At 72.4% G+C, this 11,865-nt stretch carries 12 protein-coding genes; 10 read left to right on the top strand and 2 right to left on the bottom strand.

Features of this window, described 5'->3' with window-relative positions:
* Positions 1–104 precede the first annotated feature (104 nt).
* Positions 105–758, top strand: coding sequence for an arsenate reductase/protein-tyrosine-phosphatase family protein (locus AOM02_RS11335; RefSeq protein WP_228373830.1), 654 nt, complete (start codon positions 105–107; stop codon positions 756–758).
* 10 nt (positions 759–768) lie between these two features.
* A complete protein-coding gene (locus tag AOM02_RS11330; protein ID WP_062299274.1) occupies positions 769–1,179 on the top strand; it encodes an arsenate reductase/protein-tyrosine-phosphatase family protein in 411 nt (136 codons plus the stop codon).
* 63 nt (positions 1,180–1,242) lie between these two features.
* Here the strand turns inward: AOM02_RS11330 and AOM02_RS11325 are convergent, their stop codons facing one another.
* Both AOM02_RS11325 and AOM02_RS11320 read right to left on the bottom strand, forming a co-directional pair.
* Positions 1,243–1,782, bottom strand: a complete 540-nt coding sequence (locus AOM02_RS11325) for a hypothetical protein (protein ID WP_062299273.1) — start codon at positions 1,780–1,782, stop codon at positions 1,243–1,245.
* A 213-nt stretch (positions 1,783–1,995) separates the two neighbouring features.
* A complete protein-coding gene (locus AOM02_RS11320) occupies positions 1,996–2,613 on the bottom strand; it encodes a hypothetical protein (RefSeq protein WP_062299272.1) in 618 nt (205 codons plus the stop codon).
* Between the two features lie 139 nt (positions 2,614–2,752).
* On the opposite strand from AOM02_RS11320, the gene AOM02_RS11315 reads away from it, so the two are divergent.
* The 8 genes from AOM02_RS11315 to AOM02_RS11280 all read left to right on the top strand — a co-directional run bounded on the left by AOM02_RS11315 (position 2,753) and on the right by AOM02_RS11280 (position 11,840).
* Complete coding sequence (locus tag AOM02_RS11315) at positions 2,753–5,617, top strand: FAD-binding and (Fe-S)-binding domain-containing protein (protein ID WP_062299271.1); 2,865 nt, start codon at positions 2,753–2,755, stop codon at positions 5,615–5,617.
* Complete coding sequence (locus AOM02_RS11310) at positions 5,614–6,732, top strand: Gfo/Idh/MocA family protein (protein WP_062299270.1); 1,119 nt, start codon at positions 5,614–5,616, stop codon at positions 6,730–6,732. Before AOM02_RS11315 ends, AOM02_RS11310 begins: the two co-directional genes overlap by 4 nt.
* 116 nt (positions 6,733–6,848) lie before the next feature.
* Entirely contained in the window at positions 6,849–7,376 is a 528-nt protein-coding gene (locus tag AOM02_RS11305; RefSeq protein WP_156156200.1) for an ElyC/SanA/YdcF family protein, read from the top strand.
* A 41-nt stretch (positions 7,377–7,417) separates the two neighbouring features.
* Complete coding sequence (locus AOM02_RS14530) at positions 7,418–7,975, top strand: YdcF family protein (protein WP_169746630.1); 558 nt, start codon at positions 7,418–7,420, stop codon at positions 7,973–7,975.
* Positions 7,976–7,977: 2 nt separating this feature from the next.
* Positions 7,978–8,490: a CAP domain-containing protein gene (locus AOM02_RS11295; RefSeq protein WP_062299267.1), complete on the top strand. Its 513-nt coding sequence runs from the start codon at positions 7,978–7,980 to the stop codon at positions 8,488–8,490.
* 179 nt (positions 8,491–8,669) lie between these two features.
* Positions 8,670–9,623: a putative endonuclease domain-containing protein gene (locus AOM02_RS11290; protein ID WP_156156199.1), complete on the top strand. Its 954-nt coding sequence runs from the start codon at positions 8,670–8,672 to the stop codon at positions 9,621–9,623.
* 370 nt (positions 9,624–9,993) lie between these two features.
* Positions 9,994–10,311, top strand: a complete 318-nt coding sequence (locus AOM02_RS11285) for a hypothetical protein (protein ID WP_062299265.1) — start codon at positions 9,994–9,996, stop codon at positions 10,309–10,311.
* A 56-nt stretch (positions 10,312–10,367) separates the two neighbouring features.
* Positions 10,368–11,840 (top strand): sugar transferase, encoded by a 1,473-nt coding sequence (locus AOM02_RS11280; protein WP_062299264.1) that lies wholly within the window; start codon positions 10,368–10,370, stop codon positions 11,838–11,840.
* The last annotated feature ends 25 nt before the right edge of the window (positions 11,841–11,865 follow it).

Raw genomic sequence — 11,865 nt, 5'->3', positions numbered from 1 at the left:
GTGTCGCCGTTCGCACGGGCCCCGTGAGCAGGGACGATGCGCCGTCTCGGGACCTTCGGCCCGCATCGGCGATATCTCAACGCAGGTTGAGATACTCTGATCCCGTGACCGACCGCCTCGCCGTCCTCGCGGCCCTCGCCGACGCGCATCGTCTCGCGCTCGTCGACGCGCTCGCGGACGGTGACCTGGCCCCCGGCGAGCTCGGCGTGCGCACCGGCATGGCCTCGAGCCTGCTCGCCCACCACCTCCGGGTGCTCGAGGAGGCGGGCGTCATCCTGCGCCGCCGCTCCGACGCCGACGGGCGCCGCTCGTACCTCGCGCTCGCGTGGTCGCCGCTGGTCGAGGCCGCGCTCGCCACGCAGGGGTCGCCGCGCCCCGCCCGCGTGGTCTTCACGTGCACCGCCAACTCCGCCCGCTCCCAGATGGCGGCCGCGATGCTGGCGGCGGCGCGCATCGTCCCCGTGGCGTCGGCCGGGACGGATCCCGCGCCGCGCATCCACCCGCTCGCCCTCGACGAGCTCGACCGGCGCGGCCTCGCGCCCGTCGCCCTCGCGCCCGCGGACCTCGCCGAGGTCCGGCAGGAGGGCGACCTCGTCGTCGCCGTCTGCGACCTCGCGTATGAGGACTGCGGCGGCGACCTCCACTGGTCCGTCCCCGACCCGGCCGCCGAGGGCACCACGCTTGCCTTCGCCGCGGCCTTCGACGCGCTCGAACCCCGGGTCCGCCGCCTCGCGGCGAGCCTCGCATCGTCCACCTGAAAGGAAACCCATGTCCGACAAGCCCGCCGTCCTGTTCCTCTGCGTGAAGAACGGGGGCAAGTCCCAGATGGCCCTCGGCCTGTTCGCCCACTACGCCGGCGACCGCGCGACCTCGTGGTCTGGCGGCTCGCAGCCGGGCGAGGCGCTCAGCTCGGGCGCGGTCGCCGCGATGGCCGCCGTGGGCATCGACATCACCCACGAGCACCCCAAGCACTGGACCGACTTGCAGCTCCAGGAGGCCGACGTCATCGTCACCATGGGCTGCGGCGACGCCTGCCCGTACATCCCCGGCAAGCGCTACGAGGACTGGGCCATCGAGCCCGGTCCGTCCGAGGACCAGCGCGACGAGATCGACCGGCGCGTGCGCGCGCTCATGGAGAGCATCGGGCTCGAGCCCGGCCCGTCGGTCGTCCCGGCCTGACGCGGGGACGATGCGAGGGCCGGGCGTGCATCGCGCCCACCCGGCCCCGCCTCCAGCCGCGGATCAGCCGGTGAAGCCGGCGTCAGAGAGGACCGCGGTGGCGGACTCGGCCTCGGGGGCCGTCTCCTCCTGGGTCTCGGTCGTGGTGGTCGCGGACTCGACCTCGACCTCGGTCTCCGTGGTCTCCTCCGGCTCCGGGGTGGTCGTCTCCTCGGGCTCCGGGGTCTCGGTCTCCTCGGGGACGGTGGTCTCCTGGGGCTCGGGCTCCGTGGTGGGGATCTCGCAGCCGTTCTCCCAGATCGCCTGGCCGAGCTCGGTCCAGTTGAGGCCCGGGAAGTCGGCGAACGCCGGGATGATGTCGCCCTCGTGGTCGCCGTGGCCGTTGAAGTCGATGTTGTAGCCGTTGTCGACGGCGTTCCACGACACCTCGTTCACGGTGAAGGGGTTCGTCTCCGACGCGGTCGCGTGGCAGATCAGGACCTTCTGGGTCTCCACGTGCGGGTCGTTCCTCGGGTTGTCCTCGCCCGCGATGGCGGCGGACGCGCCGGCGACGATGCCCAGCGCGAGCAGCCCGGTCGAGGCGAGGAGTGTGCGGGTGCGCATGACGCCCTCCTGCGCCGGGGGGACGTGGGGGCCCTCAGCAATGGCACCGCTACCCCCAGCTGCTTCGATCGTCTCGCCGGGGTTTCGGCACGGCGCGCGGGCCTGATTCTCGCCGTGGCGGGTGCGGCATGCTGATACGGGTGTGACGGATGGGGCTGGTGGGACTCGCGGCGGTGCGTGCGCCTGTGGCCGTGGGCGCGGTCGACGCCCCAGTTATCCGGTGTAGTCGGCGTCGCCCGGGACCGGCGAGGCGCCGGTGCTGTCGCCGAGCACGCCCGTGTCGGTGTCCGTGCCGTCCGTGGCCGTCTCGGTGGGCTCGGACGTGGTGGTGGGCGACGTGGTGCTTGTCGGCTCGGTGGTCGAGGTGGGCTCCGTCGTGGAGGTCGGCTCGGTCGTCGGCTCCGTGGTGTCGGTCTCCGACGGCGACGGCGTGGGGGTCTCCGTCGTGCAGATCACCGAGCCCGAGAACACCCCGAGGAACACCTCGTCGCCGTACTGCGCGTCGACGGTGAACGTGTAGTTCACGTCCGGCAGGTCGGCGGCGTCGATGACGGGGTGGAAGCCCATGAGGTCGGAGTCCATGTCCTCGAGCACGAAGACGTCGCCCTCCGAGGTCGTCACGGTGAACACCCAGTTGACGTCCACGATCTCGGGCGCCTCGTTGTAGGTGATGTCGAGGTTCATCTGCGAGCCGCACGACACGTTGACGTTGACGTTCGGCGTCGTCGCTCCGATCGCGATCGTGGTCACGACGGAGGCGGCGACCCCCGCGCCCCCCGCGGTGGCGGTGGCGAGGACGGTCGCGAAGGCGAGTGCGCGCAGCGGCTGCATGGGGCCTCCCTCGGGCTTGCTCCCATCGTGCGTCCTATTTGCCAGGTATGCAACAGAATTGCGGTTCGTGAGAGTTGTGCTCTCGCCTTCCGCGCTGGGCCCGACGTCCCTGGCAGGAGACGGGACCGCGGGTGGAAGAATGGCCGACGTGACGACGACGGCGCCCCAGACCCCCGCCCCGGCCGACGCCGCGGACCTCGCGGCCGCGCTCGAGCGCGCCATCGATGGCGAGGTCGACGCCTCGGCCCGCCGCCGCGCCGAGTACTCCACCGACGCCTCGAACTACCGCATCCCGCCCGCCGTGGTCGCGTACCCGCGCGACGCCGACGACCTGCTCGCGGCCCTCGCCGTCGCGCGCGAGGCCCGCGTCCCGGTGACGATGCGCGGGGGAGGCACCTCGGTCGCCGGCAACGCGATCGGCCCGGGCCTCGTGCTCGACACCAGCCGCCACATGACCCGCATCCTCGACGTCGACCTCGACGCCAAGACCGCGCGCGTCCAGCCCGGCGTGGTCCTGAGCGACCTGCAGGCCGCCGTCGCCGGCGCGCGCCTGCGCTTCGGCCCCGACCCCTCGACCTCCACGCGCGCGACGCTCGGCGGCATGATCGGCAACAACGCGTGCGGCCCGCACGCCGTCGCCTTCGGCCGCACCGCCGACAACGTCATCGCGCTCGACGCCGTCGACGGCCTCGGCCGCCGCTTCACCGCCGGACCGCGCGGGCTCGACGCGATCCCCGGCCTCGACGAGCTCGTCCAGGCGAACCTCGCTCTCATCCGCACCGAGTTCGGCCGCTTCTCGCGCCAGGTCAGCGGCTACTCGCTCGAGCACCTGCTGCCCGAGCTCGGCGCCGACCTCGCCACCTTCCTCGTCGGCTCCGAGGGCACCCTCGCGACCATCCTCGAGGCGACCGTCAGGCTCGTCGACGTCCCGGCCGTCCGCCTCACCGCCGCGTTCGGCTATGCCGACATGCCCGCGGCGGCCGATGCGGTGGTCCCCATGCTCGCGCATCGTCCCCAGGCGGTGGAGGGCCTCGACGCCCGCCTCGTCGCCCGCGTGGCCGGCGCCACCGGGCCCGTGCCGGACCTGCCGCACGGCGCGGGCTGGCTGTTCGTGGAGGTCGGCGGCGACACCGAGGAGGAGGCCCGCGCCACCCTTGCCGCGCTCGCGGCGGACTCCGGCACCGATGCGTGGCGCGAGGTCGCGGACCCCAAGGAGGCCGCCCGGCTGTGGGCCATCCGCGCGGACGGCGCCGGCCTGTCCGGCCGCACCCCCGACAACCAGGAGGCCTGGCCGGGTTGGGAGGACGCCGCCGTCCCGCCCGAGAGGCTGGGCGCGTACCTGCGCGACTTCGACGCGCTCATGGACCGCCACGGCGTGGTCGGTCAGCCGTTCGGCCACTTCGGCGACGGCTGCATCCACGTGCGGCTCGGCATCCCGATGCAGGAGGACGGCCGCTCGCTGCGCGCCTTCATGGAGGACGCCGCCGCCCTCGTCGCGTCGCACGGCGGCTCGCTGAGCGGGGAGCACGGCGACGGCCGCGCCCGCTCGGAGCTGCTGTCCACCATGTACTCGGAGGAGGCCGTGGCGCTGTTCCAGGGCGTCAAGCACCTCTTCGACCCCGAGAACCTCCTCAACCCCGGCGTCATCGTCGACCCCGACCCGCTCGACGCCCACCTGCGCCGCCCCGCCGCGCCGCGCACCCCGGCCCTCGGTCTCGCGCTCGAGCACGACCACGGCGACCTCGCCGAGGCCGTCCACCGCTGCACGGGCGTGGGCAAGTGCCGCGCGGACTCGATCGGCGCCGGTTCGGGCTTCATGTGCCCGAGCTACCAGGCCACCGGCGACGAGAAGGACGTCACCCGCGGCCGCGCCCGCGTGCTGCAGGATGCCCTCAACGGCACGCTGATCGGCGGGCTGACCTCGCCGGAGGTGCTCGAGAGCCTCGACCTGTGCCTGTCCTGCAAGGCCTGCTCCTCGGACTGCCCGTCCGGCGTCGACATGGCGGCCTACAAGTCCGAGGTGCTGCACCGCACCTACAAGAACAAGGTGCGGCCCATGACGCACTACTCGATCGGGTGGCTCCCGCGCTGGCTCAAGATCGTCGGCCTCGCGCCGCGGCTGATCTCCGCCGTGATGCGGCCGGCGTGGGTGCAGCGCCTCGTCGTGCCGATCGCCGGCATGGACAAGCGGCGTCGCCTGCCCGAGTTCAAGGTGCCGTTCCGGCGGTCCGAGGTGGCCCGCGCGCGCCGCGCCGACCCGACCCGCGCGACCCGCCTCGACAACCTCGTGGTGCTGTGGGCCGACTCGTTCACCGACGGCCTCGACCCCGAGATCCCCACGGCGATCGTCCAGGTCCTCGAGGACGCCGGCATCGACGTGGTCGTGGTCGCGGGCGACGCGTGCTGCGGCGTCACGTGGATCTCGACCGGCCAGCTCGACGGCGCCAAGAAGCACCTGTCGCACCTGCTGTCCGTGCTCGGCCCGTGGGCGGTCAACGGCGTGCCGATCGTCGGCGTCGAGCCGTCGTGCATGGGCGTCCTCCGCGGCGACCTCACCGAGCTCCTGCCGGACGACCCGCGCGCGGGTGCCGTCGCATCGTCCACCTACACGCTGGCCGAGGTGCTCACCGGTCGCGCGCCCGTCAAGCCGCGCGACGGCTGGCGCGTCCCGTCGCTCGACGACGTCACCGCGGTGGTGCAGCCGCACTGCCACCAGTACTCGGTGATGGGCTACACCGCGGACCGCGAGCTGCTCGCGCGCGCCGGCGCCACCGTGACCGAGACCGCGGGCTGCTGCGGCCTCGCCGGCAACTGGGGCACCGAGAAGGGGCACTACGAGACGTCCGTGAAGGTCGCGGAGAACTCGCTGCTGCCCGCGCTGCGGTCCGCGCCCCCCGGGAGCGTCTACCTCGCCGACGGCGTCAGCTGCCGCACCCAGGCCGACGACCTCGCCGACGTCCAGGGCCGCCACCTCGCGCAGCTGCTCGTGGAGCGCCTGTCATGACCCCGGTGCGCTTCGCGATCGTCGGCACGGGCTGGCGGACACGCTTCATGCTGCGCCTCGCGGCGATGGCGCCCGAGCTGCTCGAGCCGGTCGCGATCGTCGGGCGCACCCCCGCGCGGGCGCACGATGCGCTGGTCGAGGCAAGAGCGGCGGCCGCCCCGTTCGCGGCGCGCCTGCACGACCACCTGCCTGTCGGCGGGCTCGACCAGGCGCTGAGCCTGCGCCCCGACTTCGTGGTCGCGGCCGTGCCGTGGGACGCGAGCCCCGGCGTGATCCGCGACGTCGTGGAGGCCGGCGTGCCGGTGCTCGCGGAGACCCCGCCCGCGCCCGACCTGCCCGGGCTGCGGTCGCTGTGGGCGTCCGTGGGGGACACCGGGCTGGTCCAGGTCGCCGAGCAGTACACGCGCATGCCCGGCCACGCCGCGCGCATCGAGGTGATCCGCCGCGGCGTGATCGGGGCGCCGCACGCGGTCGAGCTGTCGTCGACGCACCTCTATCACGCGGTCTCGCTCATCCGGACGATGCTCGGGTCGGGCTCGCCCGCCGGCGTCACCGGTGCGCGGGTCACCGGGCGGACGTTCACCGCGCCGATGGTGGATCCGCTCACGCCCGATGGCTGGGTCGGCTCCGACGAGCCCCAGCCGCGCACGACCACGATCGCGACGCTCGACTTCGGCGACGGCCGCCACGGGCTTTACGACTTCGTCGACAACCAGTGGTGGAACCCGACGCTGCACCGCCGCATCGTGATCCGCGGCTCGCACGGCGAGATCGCCGACGACTCGGTGCTCCGCATGACGCCCGAGGGGCCGGTCGGGTCCCGCATCGAGCATCGGCGCACCGGGCTGGACCTCAACCTCGAGGGCAACGCGCTATGGCACTCGTCGTTCGACGGCGAGGTGGTCTATCGGAACGCCTGGCACGACAGCCGCATGTCGGAGGACGACCTCGCGGTCGCGCAGATCCTCCTCGACATGGGGATGTGGGCCCGCGGAGAGGGGCCGGAGCCGTACCCGCTCGCGCAGGGGCTGTGGGACCACGCGCTGTCGCTGGCGATCATCGACTCGGCGCGGACGGGCCAGGACGCGGTCGTCGGCGACGAGCCCTGGGGCTGAGCGCTCGCGGCCGACCCGGCCGCCGCATCGTCCCCGCGTACGGCGCTTCAGAACCGCCCATTCCGCCCGCGCGCGCCGCGGGCTACTGTCGCCGCATGGGCCGGGGGATGAAGATCGTGATCGCAATGCTGATCCCGATCACGGTGTTCGTGGTGGCGAGCCTCCTGCTGTACGTCTACCCCGCCCATGACGAGCCCGGGCCGGTCGACGCGGTGTTCGTGATCGGGCCACCGACCGACGGGCGCATCGCCCTCGCGCAGCAGATGATCGCGGAGGGTGACACCGACACCCTGGTCGTCTCGATCCACCCCGGCGACGTCGAGCGCGAGTACACGCCCATGGCCGACACCGTCTGCACCGAGCCGCAGCCGTACACCGTCATCTGCGGCGAGCCCGACCCGTTCACGACCGCCGGCGAGGCCGCCTGGATCCGCGACCTCGCGACGGAGAACGGCTGGGAGTCCGTCGGCGTGATCACCTTCACTCCTCATCTCTCCCGCACGCGCGTGATCATGGAGCGCTGCTGGGACGGCGACCTCCGGTACCTCGACTCGCAGGAGCACATCCCGGCCAGCTACATGCTCCAGCAGGCCTTCTATCAGACGGCCGGGTTCCTCAAGGTGGCGTTCCGGACCGGCTGCTGAGCGTCACCGGGGCGAAACCTACGCCCGGTAGGGTTCGCCGGGTGAGACGGCTGGTGGCGGTGGTGGTGGCGCTCGGCGCGGCGGCGGTGCTGGTCGCGCTCGTCGGCCTCCCGCTGTACGTGTTCCCGGCGCGCGACGAGCCCCGCGAGGTCGACGCCGTCTACGTCATCGGCCCGCCCACGGACCCGCGTATGGAGCTCGCGGAGTCGATGATCGACGACGGCCTCACCGACACCATGGTGGTCTCGCTCGCCGAGGCCGCCTACGACGCGGGCGAGCGCGCCAAGCGCCCCGAGGCGGTCCAGATCTGCGAGGAGCCCCAGGACTTCACGGTCTACTGCTCGCAGCCCGACCCCTTCACCACCCGCGGCGAGGCCCGCTGGATGCGCGAGCTCATCGACGAGAACGGGTGGGAGTCGGTCGCGGTCATCACCACGACGCCGCACCTCACGCGCACGCGGGTCATCATGGAGCGATGCTGGGACGGCGACATCGCCTACGTCTCCTCGGGCGAGCACCTGGACCCCTGGTACTGGGGCTATCACTACGCGTATCAGAGCGCGGCCTTCGTGAAGGTGTGGCTCGAGGACGGGTGTTGACGATGCGGGGACGCCCGGTTCGCCGCCTCGCCCTTGCCTGGGGCTCGGCCGTCCTCGCCGCATGGTCCCTCGCGGGCTGCTCCTCCACGGCGCCCCCGCCGGACGAACTCGCGCGCGAGATGTTCGACCTCGCGAACGAGCAGCGGGTGGAGAACGGGCTCGACCCGGTGCAGTGGAGCGACTGCCTCGCCGAGAAGGCTGCCACGCGTGCGGAGCCGTTCGTCGACGATCCGGACCTCGAGCACGACACCCTGGTCTCCACCTGCCACGAGGGTGCGATGGCGGGGGAGAACCTCTCGCGCACGGACCTCCCGGCGGCGGATGTGGTGGAGCTCTGGATGGGGTCGGCGGGTCACCGGGCGAACATCCTTGACGCGCAGTTCACGATCGGCGCGGTCGCATGCGTGGAGGCGGATCCGCTGCCCGATGGCGGCGACTCCGGCATGCGGGCGTGCTCGCAGCTATTCGAGGGCCCGGCGCCGGAGACTACGCCCACCCCGAGCGCCTCGTCCTAGCCCGGCGCGCCGCGATCATCGGGTGCGCATCTTGTGCCGGTAACGCGCACCGGATGATCGCGCGGACGACGGGTGCCGGCCGCGAGCGCCGATGAGGGCGTGCCTGCCTCCACGCCGTCGATCTCCACAGATCCCGGAAACCTGCCCCGCGCCACCAGGGCCGCAGTCACCATGCCTGCATGGGGCGGTCGAGGAAGGTGGAGAGCAGGGTCGTCGCGTTCCTCGACCGGCTGCGCGAAGCCGAGCCCGTCCTCTACCCTCGCGCGTTCACGCGGGCGACGGTCCTGAGCGCGATCGGGCGCGTGGGGCTGGAGGAGGCCGTTGCTCGCGGCGGGCTCGTCGCCCTGCTTCCGGGGGTGTACGTCGCGGCCGATCAGGCCGAGGCGCACGACGTCCGGTGCGAGGCGGTGATGGTGTGGTCGAAGAAGGCCGCTCTCATCGCCGGGGAGTCGGCCCTTCATCTCCGCAACCGCGCGTTCCCGGCGCCGGAGCGGGTCCGCGCCGTGGTCCCGCCCGGATGGAGCACGCGCCCTCCCGCCTGGATCCACCTGCCGAGGCTGCCGAGGCCGTCCGCGATCTCTTCGGCGCTCGGGTCGCGGTGCCTGCTGGCAGAGGACGCCCTGCTCGACGCGTGGGCATGCGCGTCGTCGGACCGGCGCAAGGACATCCTGTACCGGGCGCTCTGGCTCAAGATCGCCGGGCCGCGGCGGCTCGTCAACGCGGCGTCGCGCCGCGCGCGTCTGCCCGACCGCCGCACGTTTGACGCGATCATGGGCGACTTCCTCACGGGCGCCACCTCCCCGACCGAGGTGATGGCCCGTCGCGAGGTGTTCACGGGACCGGAGTTCGCGGAGCTCGAATGGCAGGTCCCTATGGTGGTCAACGGGCGGCGCCGCATCCCCGACGCCATCCACCGCGCCGCCAAGGTCGACCTCGAGTGTGACGGCGATGCCGACCACACCGGGCCCAGGGCGGTCGCGCGGGATCGCGAGCGCAACACCGAGTTCGCCGCGATCGGATGGCTGCCGGTGCGCTTCTCCTTCAAGGATCTGCGTGACAGGCCCGAGTGGTGCCGTCGGATGCTCGCGGACACCATCGCGGCGCGTCTCGAGCGGCCTCGCGCTTCCCCGTGATCGGGCAATGCGAGAAAGTGGCCGCGGATCCGCACCGGATGATCAATCCGGCGGATGGCTCCCGGCGGGTGGCTCCCCGCGGACGGCACTCGGCAGCTGACTCCCAGCACCCGCCGCCCAGCGCCCGCCGCCCAGCGCCCGGCGCCCCGGCCCCCGGCACCCTCAAGCCCCACAAAAACCCCTCGATCCGCACGATTCCTGCACCCCAAAAGGCGCGAACGGAAAAACAGCGGACAAACCGGACATGCGGTGCTACTGTCGAGAACGAGCCAGCCGGGGGGCCGCGCTTGTTTGAGGGGCATGAGGGGGAAGTGACGTGAACATCCGTCGCACCGTTGCAGTTGCAGTTCTTGCTGGGGGCATCGCATTCATGCCTGCCACCGCGTTCGCGTACATCGCGCCGAGCCCGCAGGGCGGCACAGTGCCGAGCGAGACGTCCACGCCGACGGACACCAAGACTCCGACGACGCAGAAGACGACCACGAAGGAGACGCCCAAGACCACCGGCGTCTACACGGAGACCTACACGGCCACCACCACCGGCACGCCGACGACCACCACCGAGACGCTCTCCGTCACGGGCTTCGGAGGCACGTCGATGGCGATCGGAGCCGGTGCGCTGCTCATCGCCGGCGCTGCCACGGTCATGGTCGCCGCGCGGCGCACTCCGTCGAAGGACGCCTCGTAACGCTCCGGTGAACGGGGCCGACGCGGCCCAGCGCAGAGGACGATTGGGGGATCTCCATGGCGCTCGCAGTGCACGCATCGACTTCCGCAGGGGCACCGCCTCGCGCGGCCGCATCGAAGGAATGGGCCAAGAGCCTCCAGCGCAAGCTCGTCGTCACCGACGCCTTCGTCATCGCGATGACGATGATCCTTGCGCACGGCGTGAGGTTCGCGTGGGAGCCCCTGGCCTCTCACTTCGGGCCGGCCGGCGTCGACTACTGGTGGATCACAGTGTCCGTCTCGGCGCTGTGGATGTTCGAGCTCGGGTGGCTGCACTCGCGTGACTCGCGCATCCTCGGCGCCGGCCCGCAGGAGTACCAGCGGGTGGTCTCGGCGGGCATGCGCACGGTCGCGATCGTCGCGATCGTCGGCTTCTTCACCCAGTGGGGCTTCAGCCGCGGCTACCTGCTTTTCGCGCTGCCGCTCGGCACGCTCGTGCTGCTCGGCTACCGGCGCGTGTGGCGCTCGTGGCTCAACAAGCAGCGCGATGCGGGCCTGTGCCGCACGGCCGTGATCGTCGCCGGGCCGCGCCGCACCACGGAGCAGCTGGTCCGCCGCCTGCAGCGCAACCACGAGTCCGCGTACTCGGTGGTCGGCGTGTGCCTGGCGGACCCGAGCAGCGCCGGCCTCGAGGAGGACCTCAAGGACGTGCCCGTGCTCGGCGCCATCGAGGACGCGGCCGACCTGGTCGCGCAGCACGATGCGGGCGCCCTGATCCTCTCCGCCAACGACTCGGTCTCCATGGCGGAGGCGCGCCGCCTCGGCTGGGCGCTCGAGGGCACCGGCGTCACGCTCATCGTCGCGCCTGGCATCGCTGACATCGCCGGCCCGCGCGTGCTCATGTCGCGCCACGAGGACGTCCCGCTCCTCTTCGTCGACTCCGCCGCCTTCACCGGCGCGCGCTACTCGCTCAAGGACGCGGTCGACCGCATCGGCGCCGGGCTGCTGCTCGCGCTCGCGGCCATCCCGATGCTCATCGTCGCGGCCCTGGTCAAGCTCACGAGCAAGGGCCCCGTCTTCTTCCGGCAGGAGCGCATCGGCAAGGACGGCGAGCCGTTCGCGATGCTGAAGTTCCGCTCGATGGAGGTGGGTGCGGAGAAGCGCCTCCAGGAGGTCGTCGGCGACAACGTGGGCATGTTCTACAAGCCGAAGAACGACCCCCGTGTCACGCGGTTCGGCGCCTTCATGCGGCGCTACTCGATCGACGAGCTCCCGCAGCTCATCAACGTCGTCAAGGGCGACATGTCGCTCGTCGGGCCGCGCCCGCAGATCGCCGCCGAGGTCGAGCAGTACGGCGACCTCGAGCAGCGCCGCCTGCTGGTCAAGCCCGGCATGACCGGCCTGTGGCAGGTGAGCGGCCGCTCGTCGCTGTCGCCCGAGGCCTCGATGGAGCTCGACGCGTACTACGCGGAGAACTGGTCGCTCGGCGGCGACGTCGTCATCATCCTCCGCACGTTCTGGGCTGTGGTGGGCAAGTCCGGCGCATACTGATCCGCGAAGCCGCTGAGGGGGGCGC

Source organism: Demequina maris, assembly GCF_000971155.1.
In the GTDB taxonomy this organism is placed as follows: Bacteria; Actinomycetota; Actinomycetes; order Actinomycetales; family Demequinaceae; genus Demequina; species Demequina maris.
The sequence above is the reverse complement of the archived record's forward strand: the minus strand, read 5'-3'. Positions and strand labels throughout refer to the sequence as shown.